Genomic DNA, 17,405 nt, shown 5'->3' with positions numbered 1-17,405 from the left:
CCACAGTGTGCTACTTACAAAAAAGTCGCTCCGGCGGCAAAAAAAGAGCCGGAGCGACAGTCGTCAACAAACTTACAACTTGTTAGAACTTATAGGTTGCACCGATCTGCGCAAAGCGGCCTACGTACGAATAGAGCGACACGTCATAGCCCGTGTTGTTCACAGAATTAAACCAGTACGGATCATAGGGCGGAGCGCGATTAAAGATGTTGTCGATACCAGCATACAGCGTCCAGTGCTTAAACCCGGTGTACTGGGTATAAAGATTGAACTGCGAATAAGACGCCACCGAGCTTTCCACACCATTGCCAACCGGCACCAGGTCCTGCTCGTACGGACCCGTGTACTGCCAGGTCAGCGTTGTGCTGAACTGATGATAATTCCAGTTCAGGCTGGTGTTCCCCTTCCAGCGCGGGAACGATGCACCAAAGCTCAAGTTCTGCGACGAGTCATTACCGGCTGCATCGGTCTGGCCATCAGCCAGTCCAGGCGTCTTGAAGTGCAGCACGTACGCCCAGTCAGCGGCCAAAGTAAAGGTGCCGATCGGGGTCGGAAGCGACTGCCTGAGCGTTCCTTCAAGGCCACTCGTGTCCAGCGACGAGAGATTGACGTACTGGGTGTTGACGTAGTTAATCAGGTTGTTCGACGGATTACGCACCACAACCGCAGGATTATTAGCATCGATCTCAGGCTGGATCGGAGCCACGCCGATCACGTTGCTGATCTGGATTTTGTACCAGTCGAACCCGACGTCAGTCGTCTTGGTCGGCGATAGTTCGAAGCCAACGTTATAGTTTTTGGTGCGCTCAGGCTGAAGGTTAGGATTCCCCTGCGTAGCTTCGGTGAAGTAATTTCCCGGCTGGTTATATTGCGGCGACGCCGGGTCGGTGTCGATTCCGCTCTGTGCGCCGAACGAGGTCGCTTTGCCGTTCTCGATCAGCGTGGGCGCACGGAAGCCGCGGTTAAACGATGCGTAGGTCGTCAGCGCCTGCACGGGTTGCCAGCGCAACGCGAATCGTGGCGAGAACGCGCCGCCGAAGTCGCTGTAGTGGTCATAACGTGAGGACTGGCTAAAGGTCAGGTTCTTGATGATCGGAATATCGATCTGGTAATAAACAGCCGCGACATTCCGCTGGCCCATCACGGTCTGGTAAGCAGGTGTCGTGAAGTCACCATTTGCGTAGCCAGCAGCCGTGTCGATGGCCAAACTCTGGTGCTGGAATTGCGCACCGAAACCTAGACCCACGTCGCCTGCAGGCAGGTGGAAAAGATTCGGCGTAGCAATCGTGGCGTCAACCGTATCAAGCTTCGAAATCGCCTGATTCTCTGCCGTACCGAAAACACCCGTCAGACCGTTCGGTGTCGAAGCGGGATTGAGAAAGTTATAGCCCCCCGCCAGGATCTGGTTGTAGCCCGCCGAGGTCAGAACATTCGAATTCGAATTACTCACTTCGCTCTGCGAGTGACCATACGATGCTGCCCAGTTCCACGTGCCCCACTTGTCCGTATCGAAATCGCCCTTCAGCCCTGTGGATAGACGGTAGAAGTTAGCGGTCGTCGTAACGTCCTGCGGATAATTCGGAAACGCATACTGCAAAGGCGTGCCCACACCCGGCAATGGATTGTACGGATTGCCCGGCGCAATCACATTCGGCGTCACCAGACTCGTAGGCGAACCGGTCGCAGGGTTGTAGACCTGCGGGGGATTTTCCCAGGCAATCAGGTTGTTTGCAGTCGTACCGTGCAGTGTGGTCCGGTTGTAGCTCTCCCAGGCATCAACCCACGCCTGAACGTGATCGTTGATCTTGAAATCACCGTGAACCTTGATGTTGCTGCGATCCGATTCCGGTTCAAGTGACGTGACGTTCGTCATATTCTGCTGGCACACCGTACCGCCAAGCTGGCCGTTCGTGTTGATCGCGGTAGCGGCAGGTACGACACGCGTGTTCGGCCCACCGCAGCCGAGCGGATAAGCCGTGTTTGTTGCCGGGTTCACATAAAACGAATCGGGCGTATAGCCCATATATCCGCTGGTCGTATCGCGCTGACTGAGCATGATGCCGCTCTGGTGATACGTGCTGGCCGCAGCAGTGATGTTGTAGCCGTCTTCTGTGAGATTGCCGAAGCCACCCAGCACGGACAGGTTGCTGGTGCCCTGTCCGCCGTGCTGTGCGCCCCCAATGTTCCCATCAAGCTGGAGACCCTGGAAATTGTGTTTGGTAATGATGTTCACGACGCCCGCGATAGCGTCGCTACCATACTGAGACACCGCGCCCGTCTTGACGATCTCAATACGATCGATCATGTTCGTAGGCAGCGTGTTCAGGTCGAAGAAGGTATCTGTACCGTTGACCGCGAATGCGAACGGTGCGGCGCGCTGACCGTCGATCAGCACGAGGGTGTACTTCTCCGAGAGGCCCCGCAAGGCGATACCCGCGCCGCCAGGCGCGAATGAATCCGGATTGGCTTCATTGAAACTCGAAGCAGAGTTTGCCGACACGTCACGCAGATACTGCGCCGTCGTGGTCGCTCCCGACTGCTGGATATCCTTCTGCGAAATCACCTGCACTGCGTTAAAGCCAGTCTTGTCCGCCTGGCGGATCAGCGAGCCGGTCACTTCGAAAGTCTTCAACTGCTTGACGTTCTTGGTGTTGCTCGCGCCTGCCGAGGTGGCCGCCGCGCCTGAGGCCGGTGCGGCCGCCGCTGCAGTACCCGAAGCCGCTGCGGCTGCAGCAGGCGTTCCAGTGGTAGCCGGCTGGCTTTGTGCAAACGCCGGAATCGCGAATGCGGTGGTCAGTGCAAGTTCGGCCCAGATTATTCTTCTGATAGCCAGCGCCAATGCCCGTTGTTTCATTTTTCCCCTTCTCACTCGTCAGTAAGGCCACACTTGTTGTGCGATGAGAGGCCTCAGCAACCTCTCTACTCGATTTGCAGCGACGCTGCGCCGCGTTCCGCCAAAGTTGCCCCGCAGTTCTATAACTTCACCAACCGAACAGCGTCTAAACCATTGCAGCGAGATAGACGGGGCACTCCAACTTATTTAATTTCGGACTACTAATGCAAGCATACTAATACGTTTTGCTTTCAACAACATTTCAATCTGCCAATAAAACTGGTTTGACCGAACCGTTCGTTAGCCGACTGATACTGCTTGCATCAAACTACGGGTTAACCTGCAGGACTACTTATGGATGTATTCAGACCGTGGCATCTCAGACACGATGCGTTGCGGCTAGAACAACCTTGGCGTTCCCACCCAGACGAGCACAGTCTCTTCGCCCGCTGTGTTGGCCCATGCATGCGGGACCGTTGACTCGTAATGCGCAGTGTCACCGGCCTGCAACACGAACGTCGTACCTTCCAGCGTGAGAGCAATCTGACCGCTCATCACATACAAGAACTCTTCCCCTGCGTGCGTCGTGACTTCCGACGGTTGCTGGCCCGCTGGCATCCTCACCAGAATCGCTTCCAGCTTCCTGTCGACCGACAGGTTCGTCAGCCTGCCGAACAGGTTGGCCGAATCGGCAAACCCAAAAAACTTCAATTCATCGCCGCGGCACACCGACTTCGCTTCAGTCGGCGTATCGACGAAGTACTGCACCGTGACGCCCAGCGCTTGCGCGATACCGACTAGCGACGTGATCGACGGCGTTGCCTGCCCGCGTTCCACTTGCGAAAGGAAGGGCTTCGAGATGCCCGCCGCCTTCGCCGTTTCATCGAGCGTGCGCTGAAGCCGCTGTCTCAACGCGCGAATCTTGCTGCCTATCGCGAGTGCGGCTGATGCCTTCTTATCAAGTGGCGGAACCATAGCAAGACAGAATCCAGTAGTCAAAATTTGTTTGATCTAAGCAAATTAAGTTTCATCGAAAGCGCGTCGTCAGGCGCTAAGTCGGTTAAAAAAATTGGGTTGGCGTTCGCCCTCGGTGAAAACCGGGTGAGGCCGGTTACCTGGGCGACGGGTGAATTCATCCAGCCTCCTGGAAGGTTGAATGCACAACTAAAGTGCGAGCGCATTCCCTTCCAGCCTGGAATCGTTGATTTGAAAAATAGAAAACAGCATGCGCGCAGCCAGCGATGTTTGCGCCGGCCGGCGCGAGCGCATTGATGCGCCTGCTGAGGAGGACGATATCAAGACAAAATCGTCCGTCAAACTTTTTTTGATGGGAACAGACAGTGTTTAGAGCATTTCCTCCAATTACGAGGTGAACTCCGGACACAAATAGCAGGGTAAGTTGAATTTCGAAGCTAAGCGGCCGGTTAGCCACAAGCGGGGAAAACCCTCGTCGCGAATTCGCGACAGGGGTCTTCCCTGGGCTTTATCCGTGCGTGCCTTCGCCGGCCCGAATCGATGCAACGGGCATGTTTTCGCCACGTGCGAGCACCGATCGAAGCGCGGCTCCGGTGTGACTTTCGCGCACCCTCACGAGCCCTTCCGGATCCGTCGCCGCAACAATCGAACCACCGCCCACGCCCCCTTCTGGACCGAGATCGATAATCCAGTCGGCTTCGGCAATCACGTCGAGGTCGTGCTCGATGACCACCACGCTGTGACCGCCGTCCGCCAGCCGGTGCAGCACGCGAATCAGCCGGGCGACGTCCGCCATGTGCAGCCCGACAGTCGGCTCGTCGAGTACGTAGAGCGTGTGGGGCGGCTTCTGGCCGCGCCGCGTGATGTCGTCGCGCACCTTGCTCAGTTCGGTGACGAGTTTGATCCGCTGCGCTTCGCCGCCCGAGAGAGTCGGCGACGGTTGGCCGAGCGTCAGGTAGCCAAGGCCCACGTCCTTCATCAGTTGCAACGGATGCGCGATGTTGGTGATGGGCGCGAAGAACTCGACGGCCTCGTCGATCTCCATGGTCAACACGTCGCCGATGTTCTTGCCGCGCCAGGTGACCGCCAGCGTTTCAGGGTTGAAGCGCTGGCCGTGGCAGACGTCGCACGGTACCTTTACGTCGGGCAGGAAGCTCATGCCGATGGTGCGCACGCCCTGGCCTTCGCACGCCGGGCAGCGCCCCTCCCCTGTATTGAACGAGAAGCGCGATGCCGTGTAACCACGCGCGCGGGCTTCGAGCGTGCCGGCGAACAGCTTGCGGATGGCATCCCACACGCCTATATAGGTAGCCGGGCACGAACGCGGGGTCTTGCCGATCGGCGTCTGGTCGACTTCGAGCACGCGGTCGATGCTTTCCCACCCGGTGATCGCGTCGCAGCCTTGCCAGTCGTGCGTGACGTTCAGTTGCGCGCGCGGCGCGCTACGGGCCAGCACGCTCGAGCGGCGGTTGGCCGCCGGTTCGTCTTGCGCCGCCTTGCGGGCACGCCGGGTGGCGGGCGACGACAGCACCGAGCGCCCCACTGCGTCCAGCAGGTTCGCCATCAACACATCGCGCGCGAGCGTCGACTTGCCCGAGCCGCTCACGCCGGTCACCGCGACGAGGCGCGACAGCGGCAGCCCCACCGTGACGTCGCGCAGGTTGTGCAGCTTGCCGCCATGCACCGTGAGCCACTGTTCCGGCACGGCCGGGGCGGTTTTGGTCTTCGGCTTGACCGTGCGGCGCGCTTGCAACGGATGCACGATCGGATTGGCAAGAAACTGCCCGGTCACCGAATCGGCTTGCGCGGAGAGGTCGGCCACGCTGCCCTGCGCGACCAGCGTGCCGCCACGCTTGCCGGCGCCCGGGCCGATATCGATAATGTGGTCGGCGCGCCGGATGGTGTCCTCGTCGTGCTCGACCACCACCAGCGTGTTGCCCTTCTCGCCGAGCTTGCGCAGCGCGTTGAGCAGAATCTGGTTGTCGCGGGGATGCAGGCCGATGGTCGGCTCGTCGAGCACGTAGCAGACCCCTTGCAGGTTGCTGCCCAGTTGCGCCGCCAGCCGGATACGCTGCGCCTCGCCGCCCGACAGGCTCGGCGCCGCGCGGTCGAGGCTCAGATAGCCCAGCCCGACTTCTTCCAGGAACTGCAGGCGGCTGCCGATCTCGCTCACCACGTCGCGTGCGATCTCGGCGTCGCGGCCCTTGAGTTCCAGCGCGTCAATCCAGCGGCGCGTGTCGCTCACCGTCCATTGCGCGACGTCGACGATCGGTTGCGCGTCGAACGTGACCGCGCGGGCCGTCGGGTTCAGGCGCGTGCCGTGGCAATCCGGACACGGTTCCTCGACCACGCCTTCCGGCTCCTGCTCCTCGGACGGCAGGCTCTGCTCGCGGCCGCGGCCGTCTTCGGCGATCACCGTGTCGTCGTAGGCGGCGCGCTGTTCGCGGGTAAGCGCAAGACCGGTGCCGACGCAGGTGGTACACCAGCCATGCTTGCTGTTGTACGAGAACATGCGCGGGTCCAGTTCCGGATAGCTCGTGCCGCACACCGCACAGGCGCGCTTGGTGGACAGCACCTTGAGCGTGCCGCACTTCGCCGTGGCTCGGCCGCCCGTCAACGCGTCCTGCAAGCCGTCGAGCGGCGCAAGCAGGTGCATCACGCCCTTGCCCACTTCAAGCGTCTGGTCGAGCAGGCGGCGCAGCTCGGCTTCGTTGTCGGCCGAGATCACGAGATCCGCCACCGGCAGTTCAATGGTGTGTTCGCGGAAGCGGTCGAGCTTGGGCCATGGGTCGACCGGCACGAACTCGCCGTCCACCCGCAGATGGCTATTGCCGCGCGCCTTCGCCCACTTGGCGAGGTCGGTATAGACGCCCTTGCGGTTGACCACCAGCGGCGCCAGGAAGCCCACATGTTCGCCCTTGTGATCGCGCAGCAACTGCGCTGCGATCGACTCGACGCTTTGCGCGCTCACCGGCGTGCCGTCGTGGATGCAATGCTGCAAGCCGAGCTTGACGTACAGCAGGCGCAGGAAGTGCCAGACTTCCGAGGTGGTGGCCACGGTACTCTTGCGGCCGCCGCGCGAGAGGCGCTGCTCGATCGCCACGGTCGGCGGAATGCCGTACACCGCATCGACTTCGGGACGCCCCGCCGGTTGCACGATCGAACGTGCGTAGGCATTGAGCGATTCGAGGTAACGGCGCTGGCCTTCGTGGAACAGGATGTCGAACGCGAGCGTCGATTTGCCCGACCCGGATACGCCCGTGATGACGTTGAACTTGCCATGCGGAATATCGACGTCGAGCGCTTTCAGGTTGTGCTCGCGCGCATTGACGATGCGCACCACGTCCTCGCCTTCCACCGCACGGCGTGCGCGCGCCGCCGTCAGCGCCTTTTGCAGCGGCAGGCCTTGTGCTGCGGATTGCGCAGTCGCGCTCATCGCCTCGTCGTACTGCAGCAAAGCTTGGCCCGTGAACGACTCCGCGCACGCCTTGACCGTTTCCGGCGTGCCCGAGCACAGCACCCGTCCGCCGCCGTCGCCGCCTTCGGGTCCGAGGTCGATCAACCAGTCCGCCGCCCGGATCACATCCAGGTTGTGCTCGATCACGATCAGCGAATGACCGCCCGCCAGCAGTTTGCCGAACGCCTGCATCAGTTTGGCGATGTCGTCGAAATGCAGGCCGGTGGTCGGTTCGTCGAACATGAAGAGCCGCGCGGCAGGCGCCTGCTTCGCGGCGCGAGACGTGCCGGCCTGCGCGGTCTCGGCGAGGAAGCCCGCCAGCTTGAGCCGCTGCGCTTCGCCGCCCGACAAGGTGGGCACCGGCTGGCCGAGTTTCACGTATTCGAGGCCCACGTCGACAATCGGCTTGAGCACGCGCAACACTTCTGCATCCGCCGCGAAGTACGCGATGGCTTCGCTCACGGTCAGTTCAAGCACGTCGGCAATGCTCAACGCCCGCGCCGGCGTGCCGCGTTCGATCTTCACTTCGAGCAGTTCGGCGCGATAACGGCGGCCGTCGCAGTCCGGGCAGCGCAGGTACACGTCGCTCAGGAACTGCATCTCGATGTGCTCGAAGCCTGAGCCGCCGCAGGTCGGACAACGGCCGTCGCCCGAGTTGAAGCTGAACATGCCCGGGCCATAGCCGCGCTGCTGCGCGAGCGGCACCTTGGCGAACAGCTTGCGGATCTCGTCGAACGCGCCGACATAACTTGCCGGATTCGAGCGCGCCGTCTTGCCGATCGGCGACTGGTCGACGAACACCACCTCGTTCACCTGCTCGGCGCCGACCAGACGCCGAAACGCGCCGGGCGATTCGGTGGCGACGCCGAGATGCCGCGCCAGCGCCGGATAGAGCACGTCCTGTATCAAGGTGGATTTGCCGGAACCCGAGACGCCCGTGACGCACACGAGGCGCTGCAGGGGGATCTCGACGGTCACGTCCTGCAGGTTGTGCTGGCTCGCGCCTTCCAGCACGATGCGCGGCGTGTCCCTGGTCACCGGACGGCTCGACCAGTGCGAGACATCGGCCACATGGCGATGGCCGCCGAGATATTCGCCGGTCAGCGTGCCCGATGAGCGGATCTCGTCCGGCACGCCGTCGAAAATGATCGTGCCGCCCCGCTCGCCAGGGCCCGGGCCCATGTCGATCAGACGGTCCGCCGCGAGCATCACCGAAGGATCGTGTTCCACCACCACCAGCGTATTGCCCGCGTCGCGCAGGCGATGCATGGCTTCGACGATGCGGTTCAAATCGCGCGGATGCAGCCCGATGCTCGGCTCGTCGAGCACGAACAGGGTTTTGGTCAGCGAGGTGCCGAGCGCCGTAGTGAGGTTGATACGCTGCACCTCACCGCCCGACAGCGTGCGGCTTTGGCGATCCAGCGTCAGATAGCCAAGGCCCACGTCGCACAGATATTTGAGGCGCGTGCGCACTTCCGCGAGCAGCAGCTTCAAGGCGTCGTCGAGCAGCGCGCTCGGCAGGCTCAGGTTGTCGAAGAAACGCCGGATGCGCTCGATCGGCAGCAGCATCAGGTCGTGCACGGTCAGGCCCGGCAGCGCTTCGAGCTGCGCGCGGTTCCAGTCCACGCCACGCGGCAGGAAACGCTGCGCCGGGTTCAGCACGGCGTCCGCATTCGGCTTGGTGCCGAGACGCCACAGCAGCGATTCGGTCTTCAGACGCGCGCCGCCGCAAACTTCGCACGGCGTATAGCTGCGGTACTTCGACAGCAGCACGCGAATGTGCATCTTGTATGCCTTCGACTCGAGGTAGTCGAAGAAGCGCTTCACGCCGTACCAGTGGCTCTGCCACTTGCCATCCCAGTCGGGCGAGCCGTTGATCACCCAGTCGCGCTGCTCCGTGGTCAACGCCGACCAGGCGGTATCGCGCGGGATGCCGGCCTTCGCCGCATAGCGCATCAGGTCGTCCTGGCACTCCTTCCATGCGGGCGTCTGCATGGGCTTGATCGCCCCGCCACGCAGGGTCTTGCGCTCGTCGGGGATCACGAGGCCCAGGTCGACGCCGATGACGCGGCCAAAGCCGCGGCAGGTTTCGCAGGCGCCGTACGCCGAATTGAACGAGAACAGCGCCGGCTGTGGGTCGGCATAGCGCAGGTCGCTATCCGGGTTGTGCAAGCCCGTGGAGAAACGCCAGATCTGCGGCTCGGCCGACCCTTCCGGTACTTGCGGCAGCACGTAGACGTTCACGCGCCCGCCGCCGCGTTTCAGGGACGCCTCAATCGCTTCGACAGCACGTCCCTTTTCTACCGCGCTCAGGCGGAAGCGGTCGGCCACCACGTCGAGCAGCTTGCGCGGCCCGGTGGGCGACTGCACCTCGCGCTGCGCCTGCACGCGCGTGTAGCCGCTCGCGGACAGCCACTGCTCGACTTCTTCCTCAGTCGCGGACTCGGGTAACTCCACCGGGAACGTGACGACGAGGCGCGGATCGTTCTCCGCCGTGCGGGCGGCGAGTTCGAGGTAGATCGTCTCCGGCGAGTCGTGCCGCACGGCCTGCGCCGTCTTGCGGTCGAACAGCTCGGCGGCGCGTGCATAGAGCAGCTTCAGGTGGTCGTTGAGTTCGGTCATCGTGCCGACTGTGGAGCGCGAACTGCGCACCGGATTGGTCTGGTCGATCGCAATGGCCGGCGGCACACCGTCGACGCGGTCCACCTGGGGCCGGTCCATCCGGTCGAGGAACTGCCGCGCATACGCGCTGAACGTTTCGACGTAGCGCCGCTGCCCTTCCGCGTAGAGGGTGTCGAACACCAGGCTGGATTTGCCGGACCCCGACGGGCCGGTGACCACCGTCATCTCGCCGGTATGCAGGTCGAGATCGAGGTTTTTGAGGTTGTGCTGACGCGCTCCGCGAATGCGGATTTTTCCTGTAGATGACAATTTGTCCGACCGTCTGAATGAGTTGGCCACATCTTACGGCCGCTTTGCGACCGTACAGATTCACCGCGCCCGACCATACGGATCAATCGCCGCAGGGCGGATTTGAAGGAAACACTATACTGTATATTTATACAGTTTTCCATCGGCGGTGTGGATGCGGGCTGTTCAGCCGGTTGCAAGGCACGGGCCTGCCGGGCCGGGCGGCTCCTGGACGCCAGAAAAAATACACCGTAAGGCGCCGATATTTTCAGAAAGCCCCATTAAGACAAGGACTTGCTACCATGCGCGCGGTACTCACGGGGGACCCAAAGAATGCGTCGCGTAATCAAGGTACTGGTGCTGGCGGGGCTGCTGAATCTGCAGGGTTGCGCGTCCTCGGTCGAGACGTTTGCCACTGGCGCCGTGCTCGGTGCGGTGGCCGGCGTGACCGCGCTGACCTGCGCGGTCGTGTGTCACTAGGCGATCCGACGGCCCCACGGCAGCGCGGCTAGAACGCCTCCGCCGTCGCCTGCGCTGCAGCAGGCTTTTTCCGCTCCAGCGTCGTAATGCAAATCAGCGAAATGGCGGCCAGCACGCTATAAAAAACGGCCAGCGGCCACCATTGGCCCGGATAGCGATGCGCGAGAATCGTGCCGATCAACGGTGTCAGGCCACCGGCCAGTGCCGCGCACAGCTGATACGACAGCGAAATCGCCGAATAGCGCACTCTGACCGCAAACGCGTTCGCCATGAAACCGGCCATCACCGCGTACGAGCTGGACATGCACATGACCGCGAGCGCAATGCCGATTACGATCGCGGCCGGTCGCCCGCTCGAGACCAGCGCGAACATCGGATAGGGCGAGAGCATCGCCAGCGCGGCGGCGCTCTTCAGGAAGCGGCCGGTGCCGATGCGCTGCGCGAAGTACCCCGACATAAGCTGGGTGCCAAGCTGGATGAACGCCACGACGAACAGGCAATCGAGAATCAGCGCGCGGTCGAGGCCGAGCGTCTGCGTCGTGTAGTTCAGCATGAAGGTGTTGACGAACCACGCGCCCGCCACGCCGATTACATTGGCGCCAAGACACAGCAGCAGCGTGCGCCACGCATCGCGCACCACCTCACCGGCCGGCAGCGCCGCGACCCGCCGCTGCGCCTTGAGCGTAGTGAACTCCGGCGACTCGCTTACGCCCATGCGAATCAGCAGGCCGACGATCAGCAGCACCGCGCTGGCGAGAAACGGCAGCCGCCAGCCCCAATCCATGAATGCCACCTTATCCATCGACGCGACCGCGCGAAACGCGATCAACGAGAGAATCAGTCCGGCGGGACTGCCAAGCTGCGCGAACGACGCAAAGAAGGTTCGCCGTCCCTGCGGCGCGTGCTCGCTCGCCATCAGCACGGCGCCGCCCCACTCGCCGCCTATCGCGATGCCCTGCGCTACCCGCAGCACCACGAGCAGCACCGGCGCCAGCACACCGGCGCTCGCGTAAGTCGGCAGAAAGCCGATGCCGACCGTGCCGACACCCATGATGGCCAACGTCGCCACCAGCGCCTTCTTGCGGCCGATGCGGTCGCCGAGGTGGCCGAACACCAGACCGCCGAACGGCCGCGCGAAAAAGCCCACCGCGAAGGTGCCGAACGACGCCAGCGTGCTGAAGAACGGCTCGCTGCCCGGAAAGAACAGCTTGCCGAAAATCAGCGCGGATGCGGTCGCGTAGATGTAGAAGTCGTACCACTCGATGGTGGTGCCGACGAAGGCCGCGGCGGCGGCGCGCGCGGGCTGGCGAACTGCGGGATCGTCCTGGGGCTGGGGGTGCATAGCTGTCTCCGTGATCTTATGTCGATACTCAGGTGTCGCGCGGCGCAGCCTCTGGGTGCCGTTGCCGCTTACCGGTTGTGCGCGTAGTGGCTTGCGCCCTTATCCGTTCTTGCACTCGCTGTCGTTCATGTGCTCCTTCACACTCTCTTTCAGTACCCCAGCTTCGAACAGGCGCTGCTGGGTGGCGGCGTCGATGCCCAATGTGTCCAGTACCGCCCGCGTATCGCCGCCGAGCGAAGGCGGCACGCTGCGGTAGGTCGCCGGTGTGCGCGACAGTTTGATCGGCGTCGCCGTGCCCCGGTACTCGCCCATCTCAACCACCATCTGCCGGTGCAGCGTATGCGGATGGCGTGCGACGACGTCGATCGTCTGTACCGGGCCACACGGCACGCCCGCCTCAATCAGCTCGCGCGCGAGCGGCTCGCATTCGTGCTCGGCTAGCAAAGCTTCCAAGGCGGCTTTCAGTTCGGCGCGATGCGCACAACGGCTGCGGTTGTCGACGAAGCGCGGGTCGTCCGCCAGATCGGCCGCGCCGAGATGGGCGCACAGCCGCGCAAACTGCCGGTCGTTGCCGACCGCCAGAAAGATGGGCGCGGTGGCCGTGCGATAACTGTCGTAGGGCGTGATGTTCGGGTGCGCGTTGCCGCTGCGCTGCGGCGTGCAGCCCGAGCCGAAATAGTTCGGCAGATGCGGATGCAGCAGCGACACGCCGCAGTCGTAGAGCGCGATATCGATCGACTGGCCACGGCCGCTCGTGTGGCGTTCGGCCAGCGCCAGCAGGATGCCGGCTAGCGCATTCAGGCCCGTGACCATATCGACGATCGGCAGGCCGACGCGGGTCGCCTCGCCGTCGCGATCGCCGTTCACGCTCATCAGACCGGCCATTGCCTGGATCACCGCGTCGTAGCCCGGCAAGCCGCCGAGCGGGCCGTCCGGGCCGAAGCCGGAGACCGCGCAGTGAATCAGCCTGGGGAAGCGCTCGCGCAGATCGCGCTCGTAGTCCATGCCCCAGCGCGCCAGTGTGCCCGGCTTGAAGTTTTCGACCAGCACGTCGGCGCCTTCAAGCAGTTTCCAGAGGATCGCGCGGCCCTCGTCGCAGGACAGGTCGACCGCGATGCCCTGCTTGTTGCGGTTGACGCCGGCGAAGTACCACGCGGTGTCGCCGAAGAACGGTGGTCCCCAGCCGCGCGTTTCGTCGCCCGTGGGCGGTTCGAGCTTGATGACGTGTGCGCCGTGGTCGGCTAGCGCCTGGGTGCAGTAAGGGCCGCCGAGCACGCGGCTCAGGTCGATTACCTTGATGCCTTGCAGCGCGCCGGTCATTGCGCACTCCCGGCCGGCAGCAGTTGCTTCGCCTCTTGTTGACTGATTGGCCGCGCGCTTACCAACGCGTTGAGCACGTCCGCTTCATCGCGCGGTGCATCCAGCGCAAGCGGATCGACCGGCAGCAGCTTGTGCCGCAGTACCAGATGACTCAACGCCAGGCGGCGATAGTCCGGCGCGAGACGCATGCCCTCGCATGCCATCAAAACGGCGGTCGTTGCGTGATACAGCGCAGAGCCCGCTTGCCTGACCGGTGCATCGTCGCCCGCATCCGCTACGCTCATCAACGCATCGCACGCGCGTGCCAAGGTCGTACGCAATAACGCGAGGCTCTCGGCAGGCAAACCGGCCGCGCCGAGCAGATCCTGCAGATAGGCACGTAGCGGCTCAAGCGCGCCGTCACGTTTCGCAGCGCGTGCAATGTCGAGCGCCACGATGTTGCTAGTGCCTTCCCAGATCGAACCGAGATGCGCGTCGCGCACCAGTCGCGCGTCGCTCCACTCTTCGATATACCCAGTGCCGCCGCGCACTTCCATCGCATCGCCGGTCACGCGGCGAGCATCGCGGCAGGCGCGAAACTTGATCAACGGTGTGAGGATGCGCACGCACTTCGCCGCCTGGTGGTCGCCCTTGTCGGCTTGCGCCAGCAGCAGCGCGATCTGCATGAACATCGAACGCGCCTGTTCTGCCGGCAACATCATCTTCAACAACTGACGCTGCATCAGCGGCATATCGATCAGCTTGCGGCCGAACGCTTCGCGATGACGCGCGATGTGCAGCGCTTCCGTCACTGCTCGCCGCATTAGTCCCGCGGCACGCACGCCATTCGACAGCCGCGACATATTGATCATGTCGGCCATCTGATGAAAGCCGCGCCCCACTTCGCCGATCAGATAGGCCTCGGCTCCTTCCAGCACGATCTCGCCGCTCGCCATCGAGCGGCTGCCGAGCTTGTCCTTCAAGCGGATGATGCGATAGCGGTTGCGCGTGCCATCCGCCAGTGTCTTCGGCAACAGGAACAACGCGAGGCCGTTGATGCCTGCTGGCGCATCGTCCGGACGGGCGAGCACCATCGCCAGATCGGCGTCGGCATTCGAGCAGAACCATTTGTCGCCGTACAGACGCCACGTTATCGAGCCGTCAGCCGCCGTTTCGCGCGAGGCCCGGGTAGCGATCTGTGCGACATCCGAACCGGCCGCCTGCTCCGTCATGAACATCGCGCCTTGGTAAAGCGTGTCGAAGTCGCGCGACGCGAGCATCGGCAGGAAACGCGCAACCAGTTCCGGCGTGCCGAATTTGCGCAGCGTGCGCGTGAGCGAGTCGGTCATGCTGACGGGACAGCACAGGCCGAATTCCGCCTGCACGAACAGGAAGGTCAGCGCGTATTTCACGAGCGGCGGCGGCGCGTGCTCGACATGGCTCATCGAGGCCAGCCCGAGCTCCGCGTAGGCAGCGCGCTCAAGGGCGACGTAGTCGGGATGCTTGTCGATGCTCTGCAGCGGCTCGCCGCGCCTCGTGCGGTGGCGCAATTGGGGCGGGTTCTTGTCGGCGCTGAGCGCCCAGGTATCGAGTTGATCGGAGGCCCGTTGACCGAGCGACACCAGTTCCGCTTCCATCTGCGCATATAAAGCGTCGCCGAGATGCAGCTTCAGCAAAGGGGCGAGATCAGGATCGCAGGTGAAGAAATTGATGCCCCGGCTATCGGGGATGTTGGACGAGCCGTTGAGCGGCTCCCGGGCGATATCGTTCATGCGCTTGTCTCTATGTATATGTCTTGTGGATGCAGCATAGAAGCGCGATCGATAATCGTCTAATACAGAATTTGTCCGGTACGATAGACGGCATTTATCGATAAGAACCGCCGGAGACGCCCGTGGACCTCAAACAATTGCGCTACTTCGTGGCCGTCGCCGAGGAACTGCATTTCGGCCGTGCCGCCAAACGCCTGTTCATTTCGCAGCCCGCCCTGAGCTTCGACATTCGCAAATTCGAAGACGAGCTAGGCGTGCAATTGCTCGCGCGCACCAACAAGACGGTGGCGCTCACCAATGCCGGCCAGGTCTTGCTCGATGAAGCGCGCCGCCTGCTGCTGCAGGCGAGCGAAGCCGAACGCATTACGGTGCGCTCGGCGCACGGGCTCGCCGGGCGTCTGCGGATCGGCTTCGTGAATTCGATGCTGTACCGTGGACTGCCGCACGCGGTAAAGCGTTTCGAAGCCGATCATCCGAGTGTAGAGATCGTGCTGAAGGAGATGAACACCAGCGAGCAGGTGCATGCGATCCAACGCATGCAGATCGATATGGGCTGCGCGCACTGGGGCAATTTCCCGGCGGATGTGGTGTCGACACCGGTGTTTTCAGAGCCCTTCGTGTGCTGTCTGCCGGCCCAGCATCCGCTCGCGAAGCGCAAGAAAATCGATCTGCGCCTGCTCGCGCAGGAGCCGTTCATCCTGTTTCCGCGCACGGTGTCGCCCCACTATCACGATCTGATCATCGCGCAGTGCGTGGGTGCGGGGTTTAGTCCACTGATACGCCATGAGGCGCGCCTGTGGCAGACGGTGGTGACGATGGTCGAGTTTGGGATGGGCGTGGCGCTGGTGCCGTACACGCTGCGCCAGGTACACGACGAGCGGGTCTGCTACCGCCCATTGCAAGGCAAGACGCTCGAATCGGAAGTGCGGTTGTTGCGCCGGGCCGGCGAGGCGGAGCCGGTGGCCGAGCGTTTCGGCGAGTACCTGCGGGAGGCGGCGCATGCGTCGCGGTTTGCGTGAGCGCCGCCCTTCGCCGCTAACTCATCACAGCGGATCGTCCGGATGAGCGCCGTCCTCGTCCGCCGGCTGCCCGCCGACTACAGCCCGCTTGCGCCGCACGTTATAAGCGGTCAGCAAACCATGCGCCACCATATCGAGCGCCGGCTTCACCAAACCGTTCTTGTCGGTCCAAACCTTCGGCGTGAGCGCGCCGCTCAGGGCCACACTGTCCGCGTCGCTTAACGCCAGCAAGCCGGTCTGCACTTCATCGTCGAACGCGATCACATTGACGAACAGCGTGTCGCCCTCGCCCGTGGTCGCACGCACCTTGCACGTCACAAAACGCTTGCCGTTCTGTCCAGTGCGGATCTGGGCTTCCCCGTAAAGCCGCCCGCCTACCAGTCCATCGATCATCTCATCCGCTCCTGTTTCCTGTGGCTCGCGAGGCGTGAGCACCTCGCACGAGCCGTATGATCCCACGAGCGGACGCAGAAGACGCTTTAAAACGCGCTCTTCACCACCCCGCCATCGACACGCAAGGCGGCGCCGGTCGTCGCCGATGCCAGCGGACTCGCCACATACGCCACCAGCGAAGCCACTTCCTCGGTCGAAGCAAAGCGCTTGATCAGCGACGTCGGCCGCACGTGTTCGAAGAACTCCTGCTCGACCTGTTCGGCGGTTTTGCCGTCGGCCTTGGCGAGACTGTCGACGAAGTCACCCACGCCACGCGACTTCGTCGGCCCCGGCAGCACGCTATTGACGGTAATGCCGGTACCCGCAACCGACTCGGCAATACCGCGCGCCACGGCAATCTGTGCAGTCTTCGTCACGCCGTAGTGGACCATTTCCGCGGGAATCTGCAGACCGCTCTCGCTCGAAATGAAGATGATGCGCCCCCAGTTGGCCCGCTTCATAGACGGCAGGAACAGGCGCGCAAGCCGCACGCCGCTCAGCACGTTGACATCGAAAAAGCGCACCCAGTCCTCATCCGGAATCTCTTCAAATGGCTTCGGCTCAAAAATGCCGAGGTTGTTGACGAGAATCTCGACGTCGGGATAGCGCCGTGCGAGTTCGTTCGCCGCGTCGGCTTTGCTCAGGTCGCCAGCAAAGCCCAATAGGTCAGCGCCGGTGCTCGACTTCAATTGCGCGAGCGCCGCATCCACGGCTTCCTGTTTGCGGCCGTTGACGATCACGCGTGCGCCTTCTTGCGCCAACGCGGTGGCAATGGCGAGACCAATGCCGGCGGTGCTGCCGCTAACCAGTGCCAGCTTGCCCTTCAGTTGCAGATCCATGCTGTTTCCTCTCTATCGGTGAGATGGGTGAAAGCGGCGCATGCGGC

Annotated in this window: 10 protein-coding genes; 2 read left to right on the top strand and 8 right to left on the bottom strand. The window is 62.9% G+C overall.

What is annotated here, in order from left to right:
- Positions 1-82 precede the first annotated feature (82 nt).
- The 3 genes from BLQ92_RS17735 to uvrA all read right to left on the bottom strand — a co-directional run bounded on the left by BLQ92_RS17735 (position 83) and on the right by uvrA (position 10,196).
- Complete coding sequence (locus BLQ92_RS17735; protein ID WP_090685838.1) at positions 83-2,854, bottom strand: TonB-dependent receptor; 2,772 nt, start codon at positions 2,852-2,854, stop codon at positions 83-85.
- A 378-nt stretch (positions 2,855-3,232) separates the two neighbouring features.
- Positions 3,233-3,808, bottom strand: coding sequence for a helix-turn-helix domain-containing protein (locus tag BLQ92_RS17730; protein ID WP_090685837.1), 576 nt, complete (start codon positions 3,806-3,808; stop codon positions 3,233-3,235).
- 508 nt (positions 3,809-4,316) lie between these two features.
- Complete coding sequence (uvrA, locus tag BLQ92_RS17725) at positions 4,317-10,196, bottom strand: excinuclease ABC subunit UvrA (RefSeq protein WP_090685836.1); 5,880 nt, start codon at positions 10,194-10,196, stop codon at positions 4,317-4,319.
- 312 nt (positions 10,197-10,508) lie between these two features.
- Here uvrA and BLQ92_RS40045 point away from each other — a divergent pair, with 312 nt between their 5' ends.
- Entirely contained in the window at positions 10,509-10,655 is a 147-nt protein-coding gene (locus BLQ92_RS40045) for a hypothetical protein (RefSeq protein WP_175772951.1), read from the top strand.
- A gap of 28 nt (positions 10,656-10,683) precedes the next feature.
- On the opposite strand, the gene BLQ92_RS17720 is transcribed toward BLQ92_RS40045, so the two are convergent.
- The 3 genes from BLQ92_RS17720 to BLQ92_RS17710 all read right to left on the bottom strand — a co-directional run bounded on the left by BLQ92_RS17720 (position 10,684) and on the right by BLQ92_RS17710 (position 15,068).
- The gene (locus tag BLQ92_RS17720) at positions 10,684-11,997 is read right to left on the bottom strand and encodes an MFS transporter (protein WP_090685835.1); all 1,314 of its coding nucleotides are present in this window, start codon (positions 11,995-11,997) and stop codon (positions 10,684-10,686) included.
- A 99-nt stretch (positions 11,998-12,096) separates the two neighbouring features.
- Positions 12,097-13,317, bottom strand: coding sequence for a CaiB/BaiF CoA transferase family protein (locus tag BLQ92_RS17715; RefSeq protein WP_090685834.1), 1,221 nt, complete (start codon positions 13,315-13,317; stop codon positions 12,097-12,099).
- Positions 13,314-15,068: an acyl-CoA dehydrogenase family protein gene (locus tag BLQ92_RS17710; RefSeq protein WP_090685833.1), complete on the bottom strand. Its 1,755-nt coding sequence runs from the start codon at positions 15,066-15,068 to the stop codon at positions 13,314-13,316. The genes BLQ92_RS17715 and BLQ92_RS17710 overlap by 4 nt, the downstream gene beginning before the upstream one ends.
- 122 nt (positions 15,069-15,190) lie before the next feature.
- Here BLQ92_RS17710 and BLQ92_RS17705 point away from each other — a divergent pair, with 122 nt between their 5' ends.
- The gene (locus BLQ92_RS17705) at positions 15,191-16,087 is read left to right on the top strand and encodes a LysR family transcriptional regulator (RefSeq protein WP_090685832.1); all 897 of its coding nucleotides are present in this window, start codon (positions 15,191-15,193) and stop codon (positions 16,085-16,087) included.
- 24 nt (positions 16,088-16,111) lie between these two features.
- Here BLQ92_RS17705 and BLQ92_RS17700 read toward each other — a convergent pair whose 3' ends face one another.
- Both BLQ92_RS17700 and BLQ92_RS17695 read right to left on the bottom strand, forming a co-directional pair.
- A complete protein-coding gene (locus BLQ92_RS17700) occupies positions 16,112-16,480 on the bottom strand; it encodes a single-stranded DNA-binding protein (protein ID WP_090685831.1) in 369 nt (122 codons plus the stop codon).
- Between the two features lie 86 nt (positions 16,481-16,566).
- Positions 16,567-17,358, bottom strand: a complete 792-nt coding sequence (locus BLQ92_RS17695; RefSeq protein ID WP_090685830.1) for an SDR family NAD(P)-dependent oxidoreductase — start codon at positions 17,356-17,358, stop codon at positions 16,567-16,569.
- Positions 17,359-17,405 lie beyond the last annotated feature (47 nt).

The organism is Paraburkholderia phenazinium (assembly GCF_900100735.1).
Classification (GTDB): Bacteria; Pseudomonadota; Gammaproteobacteria; order Burkholderiales; family Burkholderiaceae; genus Paraburkholderia; species Paraburkholderia phenazinia.
The sequence above is the reverse complement of the archived record's forward strand: the minus strand, read 5'-3'. Positions and strand labels throughout refer to the sequence as shown.

What these genes read in the sequence shown, in the direction of transcription:
- BLQ92_RS17735 (WP_090685838.1), bottom strand. Translation starts at nt 2,854, where the DNA reads ATGAAACAACGGGCATTGGCGCTGGCTATCAGAAGAATAATCTGGGCC.
- BLQ92_RS17715 (WP_090685834.1), bottom strand. Translation starts at nt 13,317, where the DNA reads ATGACCGGCGCGCTGCAAGGCATCAAGGTAATCGACCTGAGCCGCGTG.
- BLQ92_RS17700 (WP_090685831.1), bottom strand. Translation starts at nt 16,480, where the DNA reads ATGATCGATGGACTGGTAGGCGGGCGGCTTTACGGGGAAGCCCAGATC.
- BLQ92_RS17730 (WP_090685837.1), bottom strand. Translation starts at nt 3,808, where the DNA reads ATGGTTCCGCCACTTGATAAGAAGGCATCAGCCGCACTCGCGATAGGC.
- BLQ92_RS17710 (WP_090685833.1), bottom strand. Translation starts at nt 15,068, where the DNA reads ATGAACGATATCGCCCGGGAGCCGCTCAACGGCTCGTCCAACATCCCC.
- BLQ92_RS17720 (WP_090685835.1), bottom strand. Translation starts at nt 11,997, where the DNA reads ATGCACCCCCAGCCCCAGGACGATCCCGCAGTTCGCCAGCCCGCGCGC.
- BLQ92_RS17695 (WP_090685830.1), bottom strand. Translation starts at nt 17,358, where the DNA reads ATGGATCTGCAACTGAAGGGCAAGCTGGCACTGGTTAGCGGCAGCACC.
- BLQ92_RS40045 (WP_175772951.1), top strand. Translation starts at nt 10,509, where the DNA reads ATGCGTCGCGTAATCAAGGTACTGGTGCTGGCGGGGCTGCTGAATCTG.